The following is a 21,052-nucleotide window of genomic DNA, read 5'->3' as shown; positions in this document are numbered from 1 at the left end:
GAAGGAAAAATAAAATATACCCCAATACTAGATTAAATATATATCAAACCGAATACTTTTACCTTGCAGGGTAAAACCCGGGCTAGGCCCTTTAATAGGAGGTGCTAATCGGGGTCGTTTCACAACTACTCGTTTTTGTGCATACTCTAATGCAACTTCTAAAAGTAAAGGATCATTTTGATCTACCCCCACTAAATCTTGTAATAGTTGCATTTCTTTTTTGACAAGTGCACTTTTACTTCGTTCCGGAAACATAGGATCCACATAGATAATTTCAGGATAATCTTGTTTATCCATATGATGCATATAATCTATAGAATCCTTATAAATATTAAAAATTCTACAGGTAATTTCAGATAATTCTGGTATTTGATTAGCACGTGTTAAACCATCTTCAAGTAGCAAGTGTACAATAGGGGATTTTTCCACCATAGAAACTTGGTATCCTAAAGATGCTAGGATAAATCCATCTTTTCCTAAGCCTGCAGTAATATCAAGTACTCTAGGATTTTTTATATTTTTAAGCTTAACAGCACGGGCTATAAGCTCTTTATTACTGCTATGTCTGCAACGATAGCCTATTATTCCATTTAAAAAATCTACTTTAATACTTGCTTTTAAGTAAGGAGAATAAAGGGTAATACCTTGAAAGCCAACAAGTAATGTTAGTGCTGTAGTTGATAGTTGCTGTGTAGAGGGTATAACTATGGAGGGATGTATTTGATTTGCTATCTTTTGAGCGAATACTATTTGTTCATGGTTTTCAGGCTGTATTTCGATAGGAAATTTACAGCCATGATTTGCCATGAATAGTGATTATTTATTATTTTAAATAAAATTGCCCTGCACTCCGTCTAAGCAAGCGTGATCAAGTACTACATTTTTGAAATTAGCTCTTTCAAGATTTGCGTTAGATAAATCACACCATACTAGATTAGCACTATTAAGGTTTGCATTTTGTAAATTAGCTTCATTTAACTTAGTACTATCCAAATTAGCCCCCTGGAGATTTGCACTAGTAAGATTAGCTCTTTTAAGCGAGGCTAAAATAAGATTAGCCCCTTTAAGATTTGTGTTTGATAGATTAGTACCTTCTAAACAAGCTAATGTTAAATCTGCCTGCTCAAGGTTGACTCCACTAAGATCTCTACCTCTAAGGATTATTCCCTCTAATTTTGCCTGTTCTCCTTCTTCTCCATTGGACTGAAGCCATTTTTCATGGTTAGTTAAAATAGATTCGAGTTTATCTTGATGGATTTGAAGATCCTCTTCCTTAATTAATGTAGAGTCCATAAACTTATCATGTATACCAAATGATTTAATGTGCTATATATACAGGCTACTATTTTATAGCGATTAACGATTATTAAGATTATTGTAAATTAAGATGGCAAGGTTCACTATTGCTACGTGGAATGTAAATTCTATTCGGGTACGCCTTTCTCAAGTATTGGATTGGTTAAAAACTAATCAGCCCGATATTCTAGCACTTCAAGAAACGAAAGTGATTGATGCAAGTTTTCCTTGGCAAGATTTCCAAAAAATAGGGTATCAAGCTTATTACGCTGGGCAGAAAACCTATAACGGAGTCGCTTTTCTAAGTAAGAATCCTTTAGGAAAAATCACCACTGATCTCCCTAATTTACAGGATCTTCAAAGAAGAATTTTAGGTGCAACCTATAAGGATATTTATATCCTCAACCTCTATGTCCCTAATGGGGAGAGGGTAGGATCAGAAAAATATTTTTATAAATTAGACTGGCTTAAGAAAATAAGAGATTATCTTGAACAATCCCTATACCAATATCCTAAGTTAATTGTTTTGGGTGACTTTAATATTGCCCCTACAGATGATGACGTATACGATCCAACACAGTGGTGTGAAAAAATTTTATGTAGCACTACAGAGAGAGAGCAACTGAAGGGAATTTTAGATCTAGGTTTTTGTGATAGTTTTCGCTTATTTAGTCAAGAGCTAAATTCTTTTAGCTGGTGGGATTATCGGAAAAATGGTTTTGTTTATAATCGTGGATTGAGGATTGATCTCATTTTAATTAGTAAAGCACTACAATCTTATTGCAATAATTGTAAGATAGACAAAACGCCTAGATCGTTAGATCGACCTTCAGATCATGCCCCTGTAGTTTGCTTATTTAATTAAGGTCTAGCGAAGAGATCGTTTATAGTACCAATATAGTTTTTTAGCACTTTTATATAAAATTCCTTCTTCTGGAACCCAGGAACGGAAAATATTTTCAGCTTGAGATTCAAATTGCTTCTTTAACCACCCAATAGGCATTCTTCTTCGATAAGCTGCCATATACTCTTTAAGCTCATCTTTTGTTTTTGCTTGTCCGTTATCTGAATATTTTGCAACATAGGGTGTAAAATCTGGATATAACCCATGTGCATCCCAATCTCCATGGAGGGTAGTTTTCATAAAATTTCCAATCAACATATCATCAAATATTTCATAGTTGATTGCAGTCATAAGAGAGCCTCGAGGAGCTTCAAATGTAATACCTTTCGTAGATTTACGATCGGATATTTTAATGTGATTGTTTCGACCTCCAACACGTAAATTGATAAAATCTACTACTGTATGTAAGTGCTCAATTTTACTGAAATATACTGTAGCTTTTTTTATATCATCAGGCTCAAGTAATTCATCCCAGTGATCACCAAACTCTCCTGGTTCACGTACCTGAATTTGATTTTCTGCCGGATTAATTTTTTCAACTCGATCGTTTAAGCAATCATAGCGAATATAAGCTGAAAGACACTCTGCTGTTTTTGACTGGAATCCATCCGCATAATCATTAATGCTAGTATGTAGTTCATTTGCCCATATTGAATCTCGACGTTGAAAACAATGCATAGAACTAAATGGGATAAAAAACTTTGCACCTATATCTTCAGTTCTCCACGCATTACGTTGCCCAAGCTTAGGCGTATTTTCGGTTCGAGGAATTCTATTTCCATCTTCATCGAAAAAATTAATCATATCGGCATCGCCAAAACGTGATGATAGTGCAAGTAAAAAGCTCTGATCATAGGTCTTAACAACTTTACGAACATAGCTTTCCCAACCATTATCATTTGCATCATTTTTGTTAAAAACAAGCTTTCCGCCAATATCAACTAAAAGGATTGCATCTTGATTACAATCAGCAATACATAATACCTTGATACGGTCGGACAACGGATACCATTTCTTATCACTTAAGACATGAATATCGAAACCCTGTTCTTTCATATCATACGCAATCCTAGATCCAACATGATCAGGAAGCAATATTTTTTTCTTTGATAAGCCTCTTAGAGATTTAGAATCCAGATGATCTGGATGCCCATGAGATAGCCATATATACTTGCTTAATTCAATAGCTTCTCTTTGTTCATCAGGAATTTTATGAGAATGCCCCCAGCTACCAAAATATGCACTATCTGATATCCACGGATCAGTTGTTAGAATAGGTTTTTTATCATAAAAAATTAATATTGCATTACCGATGGTTTCAAAACCAAGCTCCATAACTCACCTTTATATTTATATACTATTATAAAATCCGTAGGTTAAAAATCTTTTAGAAACCAAACTAGGAATGATGCACTATTTCAATGTATATATTACAAAAATGGCGGGATTATTCCCGCCATTTCTCATTTTTCAAATCTAAGAAGGATTAGCTTATAGCTGCTTCCAGATGAGTTGCAGCCTCAGCAGCTGCTTTTTTAGCTGCATCAGTATGTCCAGCTTTTGCATGATCAATAGCATCTTGTAGGCTTTTTATGCCAGCTACAGTATGTGGATTGCCGCCTCCAGCTTTGGCATGGGTCATTGCTTCTGTTGCATGGGCAGTCACTTCTTCTGAGTTAGCAGCACCAGCTGCAGCTTTAGCATGCTCAACCGCATCAGCTACGTGCCCACCAGTTGCATATACAGAAAGAGATAGCAATACACCAGCAATTAAACCGATAAGTTTCTTCATAATTTATACCTTTATTATTAGAGCCAAAAAATTCTAAACACATTTAATTTATTTTAGTATAAAAATAATGATATATCAATAAGAGATATAGTACTTTTACTGCTTATAAAAAGGTATACTGTTCTGATTATTTAAGGGATTTTCGTGATTTTCTCTATCGAAAGTAGCCTGAAGTCCAATAATTGGCAAATTGCGCTTGTTGTAGTACTCTAGTCACCTATACCAACCCAGATAATTTCCTAGATATTTACTCCGTGAAATTTCTCATCTACCATTTAAGTCGGCTGTTGTAGATGTTCAAATTCTGGATACAGCAATAAAAAACACTAACAATAACCAAAATACCAGCGTAGAGATTGATCTGGCGGTAGACAATACCAAAGCTGCGAGCTATAAACTAGTAGAAAAAAGTACCATCACTGCAGAAAATTGCATTCTTGACCAGAATAGCCCGTAAAGGTAGTTGGATTGTCTTTTTATTAGGTACATTCAATATGAAATCTGCGGTTGCATCAGAGTGATTAAATAATATTTTTTTATTAATATATATATCAAAAAAATGGCGGGATTATTCCCGCCATTTCTCATCTAAAACTAAATCAAGAAAAAATAACTATTCTTCAGCCTCTTCTAAATGGGTTACAGCCTCAGCAGCTGATTTTTTTGCCATATCAGTATGACCGGCTTTTGCATGATCAATAGCGCCTTGTAGGCCTTTTACTCCAGCCTGAACATGTGGATTAGATTGATCAGCTGCTGTAGCGTGTTTCATTGCCTCTGTTGCATGGGCAGTTACTTCTTCTGAGTTAGCAGCACCAGATGCAGCTTTAGCATGCTCGACTGCATCGCTTAAATGCCCACTTCCTGCATATACAGAAAAAGATAGTAATACACCGGCAATTAACCCAATAAGTTTCTTCATAACTTATACCCCTCTATTAGTATTGAAAATTCTCTGCCTAATTATTGCACTTTACCTAAAGTGCGAAAAATTCTATATAGGCCTAAATAAGTCTAGTATAAAAATAATGGTATATCAATAAAAGATGTAGTATTTTTACTGCTTATAAAAAGGTATACTGTTTTAGTTATCTCTAAGAATATATTAGCTTTCTTATGGTATTTTTAGGTTATGAAATATAGAGATTTTCGTGATTTTCTAAGTAAATTAGAAAAGAAAAAAGAATTAAAACGAATTCGGGTAGAAATAGACCCTTACTTAGAAATGACTGAAATTTGCAGTCGGGTTTTGAATAATGAAGGGCCAGCACTGCTTTTTGAAAATACAAAAGGCTCTTCTATACCTGTACTTGGTAATTTATTTGGTACTCCTCATAGAGTAGCACTTGGGATGGGAGAGAATTCAGTATCTGCTCTTAGGGAAATAGGAGAATTACTTGCTTTTCTAAGAGCCCCTAATCCTCCTCGAGGGATAAAAGAAGTATGGGAAAATCTACCTATCTTTAAAAAAGTGCTACATATGGCACCTAAAATCGTTAAATCAGCTCCCTGCCAAGAAGTTGTTCTTGAAGGATCAGCCGTTGATCTAGGAAAATTTCCTATTCAAACTTGTTGGCCTAAAGATATAGCCCCTTTGATTACTTGGGGTTTGGTAGTCACCAAAGGCCCCCACAAGCCTCGACAAAATATGGGTATTTATCGCCAGCAAGTAATTGCTCCTAACAAAGTGATTATGCGTTGGCTTACTCATCGAGGAGGAGCTTTAGATTATCAAGATTGGCAGCAAGTTTATCCAGGAAAATCTTTTCCTATTGTCGTTGTACTAGGTGCTGATCCTGCTACTATTTTAAGTGCAGTTACCCCAATTCCTGATACTCTATCGGAGTATGCTTTCGCAGGCTTATTACGGGGTTCAAAAACAGAACTTATCTCCTCTTTAGGCAGTGAATTACAAATCCCAGCCAGTGCAGAAATTGTATTAGAAGGTTATCTTAACCCTGGAGAAGAAGCCCCTGAAGGTCCCTTTGGAGATCATACGGGATATTACAACGAGGTGGAGTCTTTTCCCATTTTTACCATAGAGCGTATTACCCATCGGCATAACCCTATTTATCATAGCACTTACACTGGTCGCCCTCCAGATGAACCAGCTATTTTAGGCGTTGCACTTAACGAGGTTTTTATTCCTATTCTACAGCGACAATTTCCAGAGATTACTGATTTTTACCTTCCTCCAGAAGGGTGTTCCTATCGAATGGCTGTCATTACAATAAAAAAACAATATCCTGGTCATGCAAAGCGGGTTATGTTTGGAGTTTGGTCTTTTTTGCGTCAATTTATGTATACAAAATTTGTGATTGTGACTGATGATGATATTAATGCTAGAGATTGGAAAGATGTAGTGTGGGCGATGACAACTCGTATGGATCCGGCGCGAGATTGTACCATTATTGAAAATACTCCGATTGATTATTTAGATTTTGCTTCGCCTATTTCAGGATTAGGATCAAAAATTGGTTTTGATGCAACCCATAAATGGCAAGGAGAAACAACAAGAGAATGGGGAGAAACAATTACAATGAATAAAGAAGTAAAGCAAAAGATAGATAATATTTGGAATCAGCTAGGACTGTAAGAGATTCCTGTACCTGTAAAAGTTCTGTAAAAACTTTCTCTTTTGGTTTTAAATTTTATATATAGGATCTCATGTTTTCTGTTAATCCTCCTTGGGAAATACGCCTTGCAATTTTTGTTGCAAAATTATTTCACAACAGTTGGGTTATCCCTAATCATATTACGACATTACGCTTTGCTACAGGGATAGGTTCTGCATTTTTATTTAGTGGAGGAGAATATCTCTATCTTGCAGCTTGGCTATGGATTCTAACGGGATTTCTTGATCATGTAGATGGAGAGCTAGCTCGAATCAGCGGAAAACAATCCTATTTTGGGCATTTTTACGATCTAACAGTAGATACAATCACTACTACTGTTTTGTTTTTAGGTATTGGCTGGGGGCTTAGAGATTCCTACTTAGGAGAGTGGGCTCCTATCATGGGATTATTAGAAGGTATCGCAATTGCAGTAACTTTTCAAATCCGCAACATAATTGAGCAAAAAGCAGGAAAAGAGGCAATTAAACTTCCTAATTTTTTTGGTTTTGAAGCAGAAGATACTCTATATTTACTTCTCATCTTTGTTTGGTTTGACAAACTATCTTTAATAGTATGGATAGGTATTTTTTTAATGCCATGTATTCTTATAGCAGTTAGTTGGCAATACCTTAATATCAAGAAAGCCAGCAAAGCTAAGGAGTGAATTACTCTTTATAGGATTGCCCATCTACGGTAATCAATCTGTCTAAGCGAATAGATTGATTTGAGCTAAGTAATATAAATTCTTCTTTGTTTTTTGTGTAAATATCTACAATCTTATCATTTACTTCTGAGCAACCACCATTTTTCTCTTGGTAAATAATAGAGCAAAACTTGCCATAAGTAGCAAGTATTTCTAAGCGATCATGAAGATCGCAGTTAATAGGAATATAGTTTGACACCCCACCTCCAATAATACATTGGTGCCCCGAACACGATTCGAACGTGTGACCTTCCCCTTAGGAGGGGGACGCTCTATCCATCTGAGCTACCGGGGCTAACTCTCTTAATTCCCGAAAAAAATACAAATTATATGATTGAAATTCTACCCTATGCACGTTATGGAATGAAGAGGGGAATTTAATTTAAGGTAGATCTGGTTCAAGTATTCTTTAAATACCTAAATTCAGGATGGCTTAATATAATAGCTATAGCATATAAAAGGAGATGGCTATGAAACAAAAAACTATCCTACTCCTATTATTAAACTTATTTTTCTTATCTTCTGCTCAAGCAGGTAATTTTTTCTATGGTGGCTTCTTTGGTTGGGGTTATCCAGTAGGAATATATAATCCGTTTTTTTGGAGCTACCCAGGAATCATACCTTTTGGTAATCCAATGGGTTATGGTTACCAAAAACCAAGAAGATTGACCAAAAAAGAGCGTTTACAGGCACTTCAATACCAACAAACATTACTAGAGCACACTACAGCAAAAGTAAAAGCACAAGCAGCATTACTTAAAGAAACTAAGCAAGTCTATATAGAAAATACTATTTCTGAGCGTTGCATTTATCATCCTTATGATGAAACTATTACTTGCCCGCAAGGAAATCATGGCTCCATGGAAGAAGTTAGCCTAAGACAAGCACAAGCGATGAAAGACTAATTTACTTAAGAAAATAATATTGCTGCTGTATTAAGCCTTTTTTATGCTGTTTTAAAGCAACTATTTTTTGAGTTTGATTGGTATAAAATTCTCTAAGGAAGAGTGATAAGCGGTTATTTTCTGTTGCTCCTCTAAAATAGAGAGAGAATATTAAATTCTTCTAGCTAGGTTAAAGAAATATTTGACTGAACAGTTTTCTATTTTAATTCTTAGAATATTTGCTTAGATTAAATTAGATGACAAAAACCTATTGATATACTTTAGTAACCTCTGATTTTTTTAAATGAATAATTACTAATGCTTGATTTATATTAGCTGGTAGAATTTCTTTATCAACTATAGCGGTAATACCTAATGCACCTGCAATAGAAAATAAAATATTATTTTTTTGAAGCTATAAAATTAGGTTCTGGTAATCAGATCTGCAAGTTTATTTAATTTCATAGTTTTCCATACTTTCTTCATCTTTAAGTTCTGGAAATTTTTTAAATAATTCATATAGATAATAATTAGAAGATCATGAGGGAAGGAATAATAAATATTTGGTGATGCTTAAGCAATGAATAAAACACAATGACGCAGAACAACTTGAGTAGGAACCTGATCTGTGCTAGCTCACAATTTTGAGGCTTAGTTCATGACGGCAATCGAAAACCAAATCGAGCAAGATCTGATCTCCAAACTGGAAGATCTCAAGTACACCTATCGCCCAGATATCCGTGACCGTACCACACTGGAATACAACTTTCGCTAGCATTTCGAGGCACTCAACCGTGTTCATCTCACCGATAGCGAGTTTGCTCGCCTGCTCGAATCTATCGTCACTCCTGATATCTTCGCTGCTGCTAAGTACCTGCGTGAGAAAAATAGCTTTAAGCGCGACGATGGTACGCTACTCTACTACACGCTGATCAACATCAAGGATTGGTGCAAGAACAACTTCAAGGTGATCAACCAGCTACGTATCAGCACCGACTACAGCCATCATCGGTATGATGTGATCTTATTGATCAACGGTGTGCCGGTGGTGCAGATCGAACTGAAGACGCTGGCTATCAGCCCACGTCGGGCAATGCAGCAGATCGTTGACTACAAGAATGATCCCGGCAATGGCTACATCAAAACTCTACTATGCTTTTTACAATTATTCATTGTCAGCAACCGTTCAGATACTTGGTATTTCGTCAACAACAATAACCGTCACTTCAGCTTCAATGCTGATGAGCGTTTTCTGCCATTCTATCAGTTTGCTGCTGAGGACAACAGTGAAATTACGCATCTAGATAGCTTTGCTGATGCCTTCCTCGTCAAATGCACGTTGGGGCAGATGATTAGTCGATATATGGTGTTGGTAGCTAATGAACAAAAGCTGCTGATAATGCGCCCGTATCAAATCTATGCGATTAAGGCGATTGTCGGGTGCATCCTACCAGCGTTGTGGCAACGGGTACATCTGGCACACCACTGGCAGCGGCAAAACGCTTACCTCGTTCAAAGCTTCCACCCTGCTGAAAGACAATCCAGACATTGACAAGTGTCTGTTCGTGGTGGATCGCAAAGATCTTGATCGACAGACCCGGGAAGAATTCAACAAATTTCAGAAAGGCTGCGTTGAGGAAAACACCAACACCGAAACGCTAGTGCATCGCTCGCAATTTGGTGAGAACCACAAAGCCATCAAGGAATTCTTCCCCAATGCACAGTTGTTTGGCTTTACCGGTACATCAATTTTTGAAGATAATGCTAACTATCAGCAGATCGAAGGGCAGTAAGCTAACTTCAAGACCACAGCTGATATCTTCCAGCAACAGCTACACGCTTACACCATCACTCACGCCATCGAAAACCGTAATGTGTTGCGTTTACCATGTGAACTACTACAAACTAAGTGGTAACCCGGACGGAAAGAAGTTTATCGGGTATCTACACGCTCTCCTCGTGTTGTTGACAGTAGCACTATGCACATATCTCACATGTTGGTCCCGCATAGCCAATAAGGTCGAACAGTTCCTGTCCCAACTGAGACTAATAACAAGCCCAAACTACAACCGAATGAAAAAACAAAACAAGATTTTTGGAAAGGATTTAAAACATATCCACTATTCCAAACTCTCTTCCAATTAGAAGCTCATACAATAATTGAGTATAGGTGCCGATGGGTAGATGTGTGTTTACGGGCATTTAGGTTTCTAAGTGCCAATCCATAAGTAATTTATATGTTAGGCGTATAGTTTCTTTGCTCACCCCAGATATGAGCTCTGCCCAGATGGAGCCAGAGACATCGTATTTCTGACTTTGGTAGGCGGCATATCGAACCATCGTCTACATGAACTAGTAAGTACCGATTGATTGGAGTAACCCAGCAAGTTTGTTAACTGGGTTAATGGAATGTTTGTCTGTGTGAGGTAGCGTAGTGCAATTTCCCTACGTACGTTATCCCTTATGCCTTCAAATGTGGCCTTTTCATTACTTAACTTGCGTTGCATTGTGCGAGGATGTAGGAATAACGACTCAGCAACCGCTGATTTACTTCCACCTGTTGCACTGAGAGTACAGAGTAAGGCCCGTCGTACACGCTCAGCCATCGACAAGCTAGGATCGCCGTAATGTCTTTGCAGATAAATCAATAGCAATCTTTTTTAGCGAACTGTTAGCGTTTTTTAGCTTACTCGACAAAGTCTGAGGTGAAACGTGTAGCCCAGCATGCTCTTGCTCTGTATAAAGTCGTGCCTTCTCGAAAAAATGCGTATATACATCAGAATTGGGCATGGTTTTGTATGGAAATGCTACTGCAAGTAATTAATAATTATCCTCTGCAAAAGAACGAATAAGATGATGCATTCGGCCTAAACATTGATCAAATGTTTGATGGCACAGAGATACATTGGGTGCTGCCAAATTGATACGAATTTCAGAAGCGCCCTCTATCAATGAGCTTGACTCTATCACGGAAAGCTGTACGGTGGGGCTATGGACATATAGGTGATGAAAAGTTATCGACACAGCAACTCGTCTAGTGAGTGTTCACCACCTATCTGGATAAGTGTTGGGGGCAAAATGTCAACAGTCGGGGGACTACACCAAGTCCATTGCAACATGACCGGAACCCATATTAGTACTGAGAAATACGGGTAAAAAAATTAACCAGTTTAGGTTAGTTTCTCGAAAAGTGGTGGAGTCGAGGAGGATCGAACTCCCGACCTTCGCATTGCGAACGCGACGCTCTCCCAACTGAGCTACGACCCCAATATCAATGAACTAATTGGTTGGATTTTACCTTGAAACACTATTCAAGTCATCTTTGATATATATAAATTAAAGGGTAGGAAATATTACTTCCGTTCAATCAGCTCAATTCGATAACCATCTGGATCTTCTACAAAGGCAATCACTGTCGTACCATGCTTCATAGGACCTGCTTCTCGAACTACATTACCTTCTTGTTTTCTAATTTCATCACAGGCTTTTGCTGCATTATCTACCTCAATGGCTATATGACCAAAGCCATCTCCAATATTATATTTTTCTGTATCCCAGTTATAAGTCAGCTCTAATGCCGTATGATATAATTCATCTCCATAGCCTACAAAAGCAAGGGTAAAACGTCCTTCGGGGTAATCATGTTGTCTTAAGAGCTTCATCCCTAAAATTTCTGTATAGAATTTGATAGATCGCTCTAGGTTACCTATCCGTAACATAGTATGCAAAATGCGCATGGTACTTATTCTCCAGAATAATTATTTTTTAGTGCTTAACCCTAGGTTATGCCAAATAGCAAGGGTAGGTTCTGCCCGATTCAAAGTATAGAAATGCAAGCCGGGCGCCCCTGCATCTAAGAGTTTTTGGCAAAGATGACTTAATACATCTGTAGTAAAAGAAAGTAGTGCTTCGTCTTCATCTTCTTTAAAATCTTCCAGCCGCTTTCGCAGCCAACGAGGGATTTCTGCCCCGCACATATCAGAAAATCGAGCAAGTTGTGGATAATGGTGAATAGGCATAATGCCAGGAACAATAGGGATAGAGATTCCTAGGCCTAAACAGGAATCTACAAAACGAAGATAAGCATCTAGATTATAAAAATATTGAGTGACTGCACCATCTGCTCCTGCATCTACTTTACACTTAAAGTTAATAAGGTCTGCTTGAGCAGATTTTGCTTGGGGATGCACCTCTGGATAAGCACCTACTTCAATATGGAAGTAATCTCCAGTTTGCTCTCGGATAAACTCCACCAAATGGTTTGCGTAGTGGAAATCTCCATATCCAACCGTACCGGAAGGTAAATCTCCTCGTAGAGCAACTACATGACTTACCTCATGTTGCTTATAAGTAGTTAAAGTGTTTTTAATCTCATTACGACTAACACCAATGCAAGAAAGATGGGGAGCAGCTTCAATTCTGCTCCCTTGAATCTCAATAACTGTCTCAAAAGTTCGATCTCGAGTAGAACCTCCTGCCCCAAAAGTAACTGAATAGTAACGAGGGTCAATGACTGCGAGTTGTTCTCTTACTTCCTTTAGTTTAGTGATCCCTTTTTCAGTTCTAGGAGGAAAAAACTCACAACTAAAGATTAAATCTTTTTCCTTTTGAGCATTCATGCAATTTATTGTTTATTTTAATATCGATAATGTTCTGGCTTATAGGGACCATCTACAGAAATGCCAATATATTTTGCTTGCTCTGCAGTTAGCGTAGTCAAATGTGCACCCACTTTTTGTAAATGCAAGCGAGCGACTTTCTCGTCTAACTTCTTTGGTAATACATAGACTTTATGTTCATATTTACCATGGTGATTCCATAGTTCAATTTGAGCAAGTACTTGGTTTGTAAAAGAATTAGACATAACAAAGCTAGGATGACCAGTAGCACAACCTAAGTTGACCAATCGACCTTCAGCAAGGAGAATAATCCGCTTTCCATTAGGGAAAATAATATGATCAACTTGAGGCTTAATATTTTCCCAAGTGTATTGCTCAAGACTTGCTACATCAATTTCATTATCAAAATGACCGATATTACATACAATAGCTTGGTTTTTCATTGCCTGCATATGCTGCAAATTAATAACATGGTAATTACCGGTAGCAGCAATAAAAATATCAGCTTTGCTAGCAGCTTCTTCCATAGTGACTACCCGATAACCTTCCATCGCTGCTTGTAAAGCACAAATAGGATCAATTTCCGTAATCCAAACTGTAGCCCCTTGTCCTCTTAAGGACTGGGCACAACCTTTACCCACATCTCCATAGCCAAGCACTACCGTAATTTTACCGGCGATCATCACATCAGTAGCCCGCTTGATACCGTCAAGAAGAGATTCCCGGCAACCATAAAGATTATCAAACTTAGATTTGGTTACTGAATCATTTACATTAAACGCAGGTATTTTTAGGGTGCCTGCTTTCATCATTTCATATAAACGATGTACCCCTGTAGTAGTTTCCTCAGAAAGTCCACGAATATCCTTTAATAGCTCTGGATATTTATTATGCATTACCCCGGTAAGATCACCGCCATCATCTAAAACCATATTAGGTCGCCAATTATTGAGGCCAAAGATAGTTTGATCAATACACCACCAATACTCTTCTTCAGTTTCTCCTTTCCAAGCAAAAACAGGGATTCCTTTATCGGCAATAGCAGCAGCTGCATGATCTTGGGTAGAAAAAATGTTACAAGAAGACCAACGCACTTCTGCACCTAATGCTACTAGAGTATCGATAAGCACTGCGGTTTGAATAGTCATATGAAGGCAGCCAGCGATTCTTGCACCAGTAAGAGGTTTTTTGTGCTTATATTCTTCTCTTAATGCCATCAATCCTGGCATTTCTGTTTCTGCAATCGCAATTTCTTTATGACCCCAACCTGCTAAATTAATATCGGCTACTTTATGATCTTGGGGTAAATTATTTGTAATTTGTGTACTCACTAAATTCATTCTCCTAAATTGGGTAAAACATAAACAGCATATGCAGAGCTTAAGGTAAGCTAGAAATTAATGTAGTCCTGCAGCTTGCTTAAGCTCTTGTGCTTTATCGGTTCTCTCCCAAGTAATTTCTGCTTCTTTTCGCCCAAAGTGACCATAGGATGCAGTAGTTTGATAGATAGGTTGTAGTAAATTCAACATCCGCAGAATTCCTACAGGTCTTAAATCAAAATGAGCACGAACAATTTCTACTAAGCGAGATTCAGCGAGTTGCCCTGTGCCAAAAGTATCAATACTTACAGAGGTAGGTTGTGCTACTCCGATAGCATAGGAGATTTGTACTTCACAGCGTTTTGCTAGCCCTGCTGCCACAATATTTTTAGCCACATAACGACCCGCATAGGCAGCAGAGCGATCTACTTTAGAAGGATCTTTTCCTGAAAAAGCACCTCCTCCATGGCGGGCCATTCCCCCATAGGTATCTACAATAATCTTTCGCCCAGTAAGGCCACAGTCACCCATTGGACCACCGATGACAAAGCTTCCTGTAGGATTGACATGAATATTTTCAGATTTACAGCGAGTAAACCAATCACTAGGAAGAATAGGTTTAATAATAGTTTCAATTACTGCTTCTCGAAGGGCTTCTTGACTGATTCCAGGGCTATGTTGAGTAGATAGCACTACCGCATCAATACCTACAGGCTTACCGTTTTGATATATAAGGGTAACTTGACTTTTAGCATCAGGACGCAGCCAAGGAAGCTCCCCTTTACGCCGCACCTCAGCTTGACGCTGTACAAGACGATGAGCATAAGTAATAGGGGCAGGCATGAGTACATCGGTTTCATCACTAGCATAACCAAACATCATGCCCTGATCCCCAGCTCCTTGATCTTCTTCTGTTTTCCGATCTACCCCTTGGGCAATATCTGGGGATTGTTTACCAATTGCATTAATGACTGCACAAGTATGACCATCAAAGCCCATCTCAGAGTTATTATAGCCAATATGATTTATGGTATTACGGATGATTCCTTCATAGTCAATTTGAGCTGTAGTAGTAATTTCTCCTGCAACTAATACCATTCCTGTTTTTACTAAGGTTTCACAAGCAACCCGAGCTTTTTTATCTTGAGCTAGAATAGCATCTAGAATAGCATCTGATATTTGATCTGCAATTTTATCCGGATGTCCCTCAGATACCGACTCTGAAGTAAATTGCCTTGTTTCTGACATAAATATATTTAGATTCCTTTAATTTTTAGATTTAAGTTAAGTAAAGTGGTTTTTTAGTAAAAAAAGATAATTGTTTAAGAATAAATCAGAGGATTTTAGTATAGAACCACAATTCTAGTGTTATTAGCAAATACTTTTATTCATAATAAAGCTGTTTGAATATTATTTGCTAAAACATTTAAAAATCTTGATCTGGAGGAATTTCTCTTGCTTCCTCTTCTAACATTACAGGTATATCATCCCGAATAGGATAGGCTAAACGGCAGGGTTTGCAGATGAGTTCTTTATCTTCTTTTTTATAGCTTAACGAGCTTTTACATACAGGGCAGACAAGAATTTCAAGTAACTTTCTATCCATAGTGATTCCTATTATTTTTACTGATTTTCTTTTTTTTAAAGGCCTCTTGTACTAAATCTAATACCTTTTCTTTAAAAGAATTAGGTAACGAAGCATTTACAGGCAGATACCAGTAATGATCCTCTGCAAATGAAATACATTTTACGGCATCTTTCTCTGTCATCACTATTGGAATCTTATCCCGAAAATTTAATTCTTGAGGATTAAAATTATGATGATCAGGAAAAGAGCGGCGATAAATAGATAAATTTTGAGCTTCTAATTGAGTAAAAAATCGCTCTGGATGCCCAATACCTGCTATTGCATGAATTTTGCTTTGTTTAAATGCTTCTAGAGAACATATTTCTTGAGTTTTTAAATTGTAAACATTTTGGAAACGTAACGTCATTAAATATTCATTATCTTCGGCTTTACCTCCATTTACTACAGTTAAATCCACTATATTTTCTTTGTTAGGTGGCTCTCTTAGAGGGCCCGCAGGAAGGCAATGATTATTTCCAAATCTTCTGATCCCGTCAATGATTAAAATTTCTATATCTCGCCCTAAATTATAGTGCTGTAACCCATCATCAGAGAGCAAAATGTTACACTGTGTATGGGCAAGTAGAGTTTTTGCCCCATTTACCCGATTAGGGCTTACTACAATAGGGCATCCTGTACGTTTTGCTAGCAATACTGATTCATCTCCAACGAATTTTGGATCACTAGTGGAAGAAACCCATTGCGGATAATGTAGCGCATGACCACCATAGCCTCGGCTAATAATCCCAGGGCAATAACCTTGTTGTTTCAGAAACAAAGCAAGCCAAATAATAAGAGGGGTTTTTCCCGTCCCGCCTACAGTAAGATTTCCCACTACAAGCACTGGTATTGGAAGAGTATGTGTAGGTAAAATTCCTTTAAGATAAGCCCATCTACGTATTTTTATAATTAGTTTATATAAGAGACTTAGAGGTATAAGTAATCGATAAGATCGATATTTATGATACCAATAGCGAGTAATAATATTGGTTAAAAAAAGCACAAAAAGCTATTTAAATTATGTGCAGTTACGAAACTGTAATCGATAAAGTTCAGCATAGTGATTATCTTGCTCAAGCAGCTGACTATGAGTACCCATTTCAATAATTCTTCCTTGTTGTAGTACAACAATTTTATCTGCATTTTCTACGGTAGAAAGTCGATGCGCAATCACTACAGTAGTGCGATGATACATTAAAGCCTCTAGAGCAGCTTGAATATGCCGCTCAGATTCAGTATCTAAAGAAGCGGTTGCTTCATCTAAAATGAGCAAAGGGGCATTTTTAAGTAATGCTCTAGCGATAGCAAGCCGTTGCCGTTGCCCTCCAGAGAGTAGCACCCCATTGTCTCCAATTATAGTATCGAGGCCTTGAGGGAGTCGATCAATAAATTCCATGGCATGTGCAGTTTTGGCTGCGTGGACAATATCTTCTCTGCTTACTTCAGCATCATCACTGCCATAGGCAATGTTTCTTGCAATAGTGTCATTAAATAGAACAATCTGCTGGCTAACTAAAGAGATTTGTTTTCTAAGTTCAGCTAAGCGAAGTTCTCTAGTATCTATTCCATCAAAGGTAATTTTACCTGAATTAATTTCATAAAAACGAGCTAGTAACCCAACTAAGGTAGATTTACCACTACCCGAGTGACCTACTAAAGCAACTATTTGTCCCGGCATAACTTCTAAATTTATATTTTTTAATACAGTATGATCCTTATAGCCGAAGCAAAGATTTTCAATTTTAATTGCTCCTTTAAATTCTTTAAGAGCACTTTTCCCATGGTCCACCTCTGATGGTTCTTCTAGCAGATGAAAAACACTCTGAGCAGCAGCAATACCTCGCTGTAAAGATCCATTTATTTTAGTAATTCGTTTAATAGGACCCATCAGCATCATCATGGCAGTAATAAAAGAAATAAAAGTACCAATACTAACTCGGGTTAACATAAAATCTTCAGTAGATAAATGAATCACTTCAGCTAACCCTAAAATAGCAACAATTTGAATAATAGGTTGGCTAATAGAATCCACAACTACCATTTTCATAGCTTGTTCACGATTTTGTTTGTTAGCTTCTTTGAATCGCTGTAATTCATAGGATTGCCCACCAAATACCTTAACTTCTAAATGCCCTTCAATACTCTCTTGAGCAAGATGGCATACACTTCCCATAGAAGTTTGGATTTTTTGGCTAATCCTACGAAATCGATGACTTACAAACCAAACAATGCCACTAATAATGGGGGCAGTAATTAATATTATCAGCGCAAGTAATCCATTTAAGTAGACCATCCAAGCCAATAAACCAACAATAGTTAAAGAATCTCTAATTAAAGTTAATACCGCATCAGTAGCTGCGTTTGATACTTGCTCAACATCATAAATAAGTTTAGAAAGAATTTGTCCTGAAGAATTTATATCGTAAAAATGAGCGGGCAAAGTAAGTAAGTGGGAGAACATTTTTTCTCTCAGATCCTCAACAACTCTCCTTGCAATCCATCGTAATCCATAATCGGTAGTGAAGTTTGCAATACCCCGAATCACAAATAAGCTCACTAGAAAAATAGGAATACGGTGAATTGATACTGGATCATGGCGTACAAAACTGCCATCCATTAATGGCTTCATCAAAGCCGCTAACCCTGTTTCAGTAAGTGCGTATATACCCATCGCTATTACTGAAATAATAAAAACCCAGCGATAGGGGCGAGTATAGCTTAGAAGTTTCTGATAAGCAGCCCTACCAGATGTTGTAGAGAAGGATAGTAATGAGGGCATAAAAAATTTTTAATTAAAACAATTAAATATAATTTTTTTTATTTGTAATACTTTAACTAAGGTATAAGAATAAGCTATTTTTTAATTTTCAGTCCAGTAATGACCATAAGTTTGTCTAAAAGATTCAGGTTTTTTTATTGTATCTGCTGTCATATGAATAGTGATGGCCCCATAGTACGCTGTATCCCATATTTCAGCATCTTGATTTAAGTAGCGCTGGACTACCTCTGGTTTAGGAAAATGCCATTGATTCTGATAACCTACAGGGAATAACACATATTTAGGATGAGTAGCTGCGATAAATTCTAAGCTTGATGAGCTTGCACTTCCATGATGAGGAGCTACTAAAATTGTGGTTGCTAACTTGTCTTTATACTGGCTAATTAATTTCTGCTCTATTAGCTTGCCAATATCCCCTGTCAGTAAGATATATTGAGATCCAATAGTGATTTGTAATACGCAGGATTGGTTATTTCCTTGATAGGAAGATTGAATCTGCGGATGGAGAATCTCAAAACCTACCCCATCCCAATGCCAATGTTGCCCTTGAACGCAAGAGCGTATATTTATTTCAGAGAATTCACTTGGCGTACCAGTTAAAATTTTTTTAGCTGGAATGCGTTGCAGCAACCTTACCATACCTCCTGCATGATCATTATCTCCATGACTAATAATTAACGTATCAATTTGTTGAATTCCTTGATTGTAAAGAAAGGGGGCAATTATTCCATCGCCTGCATTAAATTTTTCACTATACTTAGGTCCAGTATCAAATACTAAGGTATGGGATTGAGTGCTTACTACCGAGGCAAGCCCTTGTCCTACATCAAGTAGAGTAAATTGCAAAGATCCGTATTCAATCTGTTTCTGGGATGGTGTTAATAAAGGGATAATCCCGATAATACCTAACCATCGTCCTGGTATGCCCTTAGGGACAAGAATAAGTAATATCCCTAATATTGCCAATAATAATGTTCCTAGGGTGGGTGCTATCAAAGTCCATTGAGCTAATGAAAAATGGGAACACCAAATCAAAAAATACCAAAGAGGGGTAAATAAATAACTGCCTATAGTTAAAAGTGTTTTTCCCAATATCGGAAAAGGAGCTAGCAATAAAACTCCTAAGAGTAATAGAGGTACAATAAAAAACTCCATCCAAGGAATGGCAATTAAATTCGCAATAGGAGAGATGAGAGAAAATTTTTGAAACTGATAAATAAGTAAAGGCATCAATCCAAGAGTAACAACCCACTGAGCATGTCCCCACCGCCAAAATTGATAGATAGCATTAAATATTGGACTATTCATAGTAGGTTTAGTTTTCATTAAAGGTCTATGAATTCCAAAAACTAACAAACTAACTGCACCGAATGAGAGCCAAAACCCTGAAGTAAGTACTGCTAAAGGATCCCAAATCAATATTAAAAAAAGAGCGATAGATAGAGTACGGATAATAGAGATGGGACGTCTAATTAGTAAACCCAGCATTACAAGGGCTACCATAATGAGTGCTCGTTGAGTAGGAATAGAAAATCCTGCAAGGGCCGCATAAATAAACGCAGCAACTAATGCACTCATTGCTGCAACACTTTGCGCAGGAAATATCAGTAACCAAGTCGGTCGTAATGACCATAAATACTTTCCTAAAAAGTAAACTAATCCAGCTAATAAACCAATATGTAGTCCGGAAATTGCAACTAAATGTATTGTTCCAGTACGTTGAAAAACTTGCCATTGCTCAGAGGTAATATGATTGGTTTCTCCTAAAGTAAGTGCTTGAATAATACCTTTATAGGGATCGTCTATTAAGGTATGATCTAGTTTCTCGAGTAACACTTGGCGAGTTCGATCAATGGGGTAAGCACTTTTAGGAGAAATTATAAAATGGTTATCCCCTTTAGGACGCACATAGCCTACTGCTTGAATTTTTTGGTGAAAAAGCCACTTTTCATAATCAAATCCTCCAGGATTCATAAATCCTCTTGGACGTTTCAATCGTACTGTAAGTTGATACTTATCACCTACCCTAAGATCCAGTAAAGGGGTATGGTACCAACTAAGTTTAATTAGGTTTGGTTTCCATATTTTCTCCTTTAAGAAAATATTTTCAGGATCCATCAGAAACTGTACTCTATGATGGTCTTTAGTAGGAATAGAAACAATTGTTCCACTAATAGGTAGATCCTCATTTTCAATCTCTAAAGGCAATCTTTGAGATAGTAGTAAGCTGGCTTGAATAAAAGCCCAAAGAAACCCAATAATAATTAGCGATAGGGTTTTGGGAGTTCTAAAAAAGATAAGAAGGCAGAGGATTCCAATTAATATGAAAATCCATTTAAATTGAGGAAGATCAGGTAGGCACTGAAATATAGAAATACCTAAAAGAAAAGCAAGTGCATTTAAAGCAATCATAATTTTAAGTGCTTATATAGCTATCTTTTATATTTTAGAATTGATAATAACTCGCTATAATAGCGATGGAAATTAAATCTAAATCAGGCTATGTATATGTAA

Annotated in this window: 23 protein-coding genes and 2 tRNA genes; 6 read left to right on the top strand and 19 right to left on the bottom strand. The window is 37.2% G+C overall.

Annotation, left to right across the window (positions count from 1 at the left end; all coding sequences use genetic code 11):
• Window positions 1-27: 27 nt before the first annotated feature.
• Window positions 28-807 (bottom strand): class I SAM-dependent methyltransferase, encoded by a 780-nt coding sequence (locus NSCAC_RS07580; RefSeq protein ID WP_197744207.1) that lies wholly within the window; start codon window positions 805-807, stop codon window positions 28-30.
• Window positions 808-828: 21 nt separating this feature from the next.
• On the bottom strand, window positions 829-1,293 hold the full coding sequence (locus tag NSCAC_RS07575; RefSeq protein ID WP_197744206.1) for a pentapeptide repeat-containing protein: 465 nt from the start codon (window positions 1,291-1,293) through the stop codon (window positions 829-831).
• Between the two features lie 94 nt (window positions 1,294-1,387).
• On the opposite strand from NSCAC_RS07575, the gene xth reads away from it, so the two are divergent.
• Complete coding sequence (gene xth / locus NSCAC_RS07570; protein ID WP_197744205.1) at window positions 1,388-2,161, top strand: exodeoxyribonuclease III; 774 nt, start codon at window positions 1,388-1,390, stop codon at window positions 2,159-2,161.
• A gap of 3 nt (window positions 2,162-2,164) precedes the next feature.
• On the opposite strand, the gene NSCAC_RS07565 is transcribed toward xth, so the two are convergent.
• The 3 genes from NSCAC_RS07565 to smbP (NSCAC_RS07555) all read right to left on the bottom strand — a co-directional run bounded on the left by NSCAC_RS07565 (window position 2,165) and on the right by smbP (NSCAC_RS07555) (window position 4,914).
• Complete coding sequence (locus NSCAC_RS07565) at window positions 2,165-3,535, bottom strand: MBL fold metallo-hydrolase (protein ID WP_197744204.1); 1,371 nt, start codon at window positions 3,533-3,535, stop codon at window positions 2,165-2,167.
• A 151-nt stretch (window positions 3,536-3,686) separates the two neighbouring features.
• Window positions 3,687-3,992 carry a small metal-binding protein SmbP gene (smbP, locus tag NSCAC_RS07560; protein WP_197744203.1) on the bottom strand — a complete coding sequence of 102 codons (306 nt, stop codon included), beginning with the start codon at window positions 3,990-3,992 and terminating at the stop codon, window positions 3,687-3,689.
• A gap of 613 nt (window positions 3,993-4,605) precedes the next feature.
• Window positions 4,606-4,914, bottom strand: coding sequence for a small metal-binding protein SmbP (gene smbP, locus NSCAC_RS07555; RefSeq protein ID WP_197744202.1), 309 nt, complete (start codon window positions 4,912-4,914; stop codon window positions 4,606-4,608).
• Window positions 4,915-5,124: 210 nt separating this feature from the next.
• Between smbP (NSCAC_RS07555) and ubiD the strand changes: the two genes are divergently transcribed.
• Both ubiD and NSCAC_RS07545 read left to right on the top strand, forming a co-directional pair.
• On the top strand, window positions 5,125-6,588 hold the full coding sequence (ubiD, locus tag NSCAC_RS07550; protein ID WP_197744201.1) for a 4-hydroxy-3-polyprenylbenzoate decarboxylase: 1,464 nt from the start codon (window positions 5,125-5,127) through the stop codon (window positions 6,586-6,588).
• Between the two features lie 71 nt (window positions 6,589-6,659).
• Entirely contained in the window at window positions 6,660-7,271 is a 612-nt protein-coding gene (locus NSCAC_RS07545) for a CDP-alcohol phosphatidyltransferase family protein (RefSeq protein WP_197744200.1), read from the top strand.
• Window position 7,272: 1 nt separating this feature from the next.
• Here NSCAC_RS07545 and NSCAC_RS07540 read toward each other — a convergent pair whose 3' ends face one another.
• Both NSCAC_RS07540 and NSCAC_RS07535 read right to left on the bottom strand, forming a co-directional pair.
• Window positions 7,273-7,509 (bottom strand): hypothetical protein, encoded by a 237-nt coding sequence (locus NSCAC_RS07540; protein WP_197744199.1) that lies wholly within the window; start codon window positions 7,507-7,509, stop codon window positions 7,273-7,275.
• A gap of 19 nt (window positions 7,510-7,528) precedes the next feature.
• Window positions 7,529-7,605: transfer RNA gene (locus NSCAC_RS07535), tRNA-Arg, on the bottom strand.
• Between the two features lie 175 nt (window positions 7,606-7,780).
• Between NSCAC_RS07535 and NSCAC_RS07530 the strand changes: the two genes are divergently transcribed.
• From NSCAC_RS07530 to NSCAC_RS08830, 3 genes are all read left to right on the top strand, one after another.
• Window positions 7,781-8,215, top strand: coding sequence for a hypothetical protein (locus NSCAC_RS07530; protein ID WP_197744198.1), 435 nt, complete (start codon window positions 7,781-7,783; stop codon window positions 8,213-8,215).
• 805 nt (window positions 8,216-9,020) lie between these two features.
• Entirely contained in the window at window positions 9,021-9,746 is a 726-nt protein-coding gene (locus tag NSCAC_RS08835) for a type I restriction endonuclease (protein WP_332087846.1), read from the top strand.
• Entirely contained in the window at window positions 9,628-9,987 is a 360-nt protein-coding gene (locus NSCAC_RS08830; protein WP_232085919.1) for a DEAD/DEAH box helicase family protein, read from the top strand. The genes NSCAC_RS08835 and NSCAC_RS08830 overlap by 119 nt, the downstream gene beginning before the upstream one ends.
• Window positions 9,988-10,455: 468 nt before the next feature.
• Here NSCAC_RS08830 and NSCAC_RS08965 read toward each other — a convergent pair whose 3' ends face one another.
• The 12 genes from NSCAC_RS08965 to NSCAC_RS07465 all read right to left on the bottom strand — a co-directional run bounded on the left by NSCAC_RS08965 (window position 10,456) and on the right by NSCAC_RS07465 (window position 20,950).
• On the bottom strand, window positions 10,456-10,800 hold the full coding sequence (locus NSCAC_RS08965; protein WP_197744197.1) for a helix-turn-helix domain-containing protein: 345 nt from the start codon (window positions 10,798-10,800) through the stop codon (window positions 10,456-10,458).
• Between the two features lie 7 nt (window positions 10,801-10,807).
• The gene (locus NSCAC_RS07515) at window positions 10,808-10,984 is read right to left on the bottom strand and encodes a hypothetical protein (protein ID WP_197744196.1); all 177 of its coding nucleotides are present in this window, start codon (window positions 10,982-10,984) and stop codon (window positions 10,808-10,810) included.
• Window positions 10,985-11,014: 30 nt separating this feature from the next.
• A complete protein-coding gene (locus NSCAC_RS07510; RefSeq protein WP_197744195.1) occupies window positions 11,015-11,218 on the bottom strand; it encodes a hypothetical protein in 204 nt (67 codons plus the stop codon).
• A 167-nt stretch (window positions 11,219-11,385) separates the two neighbouring features.
• A tRNA-Ala gene (locus NSCAC_RS07505) sits at window positions 11,386-11,461 on the bottom strand.
• A gap of 86 nt (window positions 11,462-11,547) precedes the next feature.
• Window positions 11,548-11,931, bottom strand: coding sequence for a lactoylglutathione lyase (gloA, locus tag NSCAC_RS07500; protein ID WP_197744194.1), 384 nt, complete (start codon window positions 11,929-11,931; stop codon window positions 11,548-11,550).
• Window positions 11,932-11,952: 21 nt separating this feature from the next.
• Complete coding sequence (gene metF / locus NSCAC_RS07495; protein ID WP_197744193.1) at window positions 11,953-12,813, bottom strand: methylenetetrahydrofolate reductase [NAD(P)H]; 861 nt, start codon at window positions 12,811-12,813, stop codon at window positions 11,953-11,955.
• Between the two features lie 17 nt (window positions 12,814-12,830).
• Window positions 12,831-14,153 carry an adenosylhomocysteinase gene (ahcY, locus tag NSCAC_RS07490; RefSeq protein ID WP_197744192.1) on the bottom strand — a complete coding sequence of 441 codons (1,323 nt, stop codon included), beginning with the start codon at window positions 14,151-14,153 and terminating at the stop codon, window positions 12,831-12,833.
• A 57-nt stretch (window positions 14,154-14,210) separates the two neighbouring features.
• Window positions 14,211-15,380, bottom strand: coding sequence for a methionine adenosyltransferase (metK, locus tag NSCAC_RS07485; RefSeq protein WP_197744191.1), 1,170 nt, complete (start codon window positions 15,378-15,380; stop codon window positions 14,211-14,213).
• Between the two features lie 178 nt (window positions 15,381-15,558).
• On the bottom strand, window positions 15,559-15,738 hold the full coding sequence (locus NSCAC_RS07480; RefSeq protein ID WP_197744190.1) for a Trm112 family protein: 180 nt from the start codon (window positions 15,736-15,738) through the stop codon (window positions 15,559-15,561).
• Entirely contained in the window at window positions 15,731-16,762 is a 1,032-nt protein-coding gene (gene lpxK / locus NSCAC_RS07475) for a tetraacyldisaccharide 4'-kinase (RefSeq protein ID WP_197744189.1), read from the bottom strand. The genes NSCAC_RS07480 and lpxK overlap by 8 nt, the downstream gene beginning before the upstream one ends.
• Before the next feature lie 15 nt (window positions 16,763-16,777).
• Window positions 16,778-18,538, bottom strand: a complete 1,761-nt coding sequence (gene msbA, locus NSCAC_RS07470; RefSeq protein WP_197744188.1) for a lipid A export permease/ATP-binding protein MsbA — start codon at window positions 18,536-18,538, stop codon at window positions 16,778-16,780.
• 81 nt (window positions 18,539-18,619) lie between these two features.
• The gene (locus tag NSCAC_RS07465; RefSeq protein WP_197744187.1) at window positions 18,620-20,950 is read right to left on the bottom strand and encodes a DNA internalization-related competence protein ComEC/Rec2; all 2,331 of its coding nucleotides are present in this window, start codon (window positions 20,948-20,950) and stop codon (window positions 18,620-18,622) included.
• Window positions 20,951-21,052 lie beyond the last annotated feature (102 nt).

It is taken from the genome of Candidatus Nitrosacidococcus tergens, assembly GCF_902810445.1.
GTDB classification, from domain to species: Bacteria; Pseudomonadota; Gammaproteobacteria; order Nitrosococcales; family Nitrosococcaceae; genus Nitrosacidococcus; species Nitrosacidococcus tergens.
Note: the sequence above shows the minus strand (reverse complement) of the source record. Positions and strands in the feature narration are given on the sequence as shown.

Bases quoted from the DNA above. Each gene is read 5' to 3' on its own strand.
- NSCAC_RS07580 (WP_197744207.1), bottom strand. From the start codon at position 807: ATGGCAAATCATGGCTGTAAATTTCCTATCGAAATACAGCCTGAAAAC.
- NSCAC_RS07575 (WP_197744206.1), bottom strand. From the start codon at position 1,293: ATGGACTCTACATTAATTAAGGAAGAGGATCTTCAAATCCATCAAGAT.
- xth (WP_197744205.1), top strand. From the start codon at position 1,388: ATGGCAAGGTTCACTATTGCTACGTGGAATGTAAATTCTATTCGGGTA.
- NSCAC_RS07565 (WP_197744204.1), bottom strand. From the start codon at position 3,535: ATGGAGCTTGGTTTTGAAACCATCGGTAATGCAATATTAATTTTTTAT.
- smbP (WP_197744203.1), bottom strand. From the start codon at position 3,992: ATGAAGAAACTTATCGGTTTAATTGCTGGTGTATTGCTATCTCTTTCT.
- smbP (WP_197744202.1), bottom strand. From the start codon at position 4,914: ATGAAGAAACTTATTGGGTTAATTGCCGGTGTATTACTATCTTTTTCT.
- ubiD (WP_197744201.1), top strand. From the start codon at position 5,125: ATGAAATATAGAGATTTTCGTGATTTTCTAAGTAAATTAGAAAAGAAA.
- NSCAC_RS07545 (WP_197744200.1), top strand. From the start codon at position 6,660: ATGTTTTCTGTTAATCCTCCTTGGGAAATACGCCTTGCAATTTTTGTT.
- NSCAC_RS07530 (WP_197744198.1), top strand. From the start codon at position 7,781: ATGAAACAAAAAACTATCCTACTCCTATTATTAAACTTATTTTTCTTA.
- NSCAC_RS08965 (WP_197744197.1), bottom strand. From the start codon at position 10,800: ATGGCTGAGCGTGTACGACGGGCCTTACTCTGTACTCTCAGTGCAACA.
- NSCAC_RS07515 (WP_197744196.1), bottom strand. From the start codon at position 10,984: ATGCCCAATTCTGATGTATATACGCATTTTTTCGAGAAGGCACGACTT.
- gloA (WP_197744194.1), bottom strand. From the start codon at position 11,931: ATGCGCATTTTGCATACTATGTTACGGATAGGTAACCTAGAGCGATCT.
- metF (WP_197744193.1), bottom strand. From the start codon at position 12,813: ATGAATGCTCAAAAGGAAAAAGATTTAATCTTTAGTTGTGAGTTTTTT.
- ahcY (WP_197744192.1), bottom strand. From the start codon at position 14,153: ATGAATTTAGTGAGTACACAAATTACAAATAATTTACCCCAAGATCAT.
- metK (WP_197744191.1), bottom strand. From the start codon at position 15,380: ATGTCAGAAACAAGGCAATTTACTTCAGAGTCGGTATCTGAGGGACAT.
- NSCAC_RS07480 (WP_197744190.1), bottom strand. From the start codon at position 15,738: ATGGATAGAAAGTTACTTGAAATTCTTGTCTGCCCTGTATGTAAAAGC.
- msbA (WP_197744188.1), bottom strand. From the start codon at position 18,538: ATGCCCTCATTACTATCCTTCTCTACAACATCTGGTAGGGCTGCTTAT.
- NSCAC_RS07465 (WP_197744187.1), bottom strand. From the start codon at position 20,950: ATGATTGCTTTAAATGCACTTGCTTTTCTTTTAGGTATTTCTATATTT.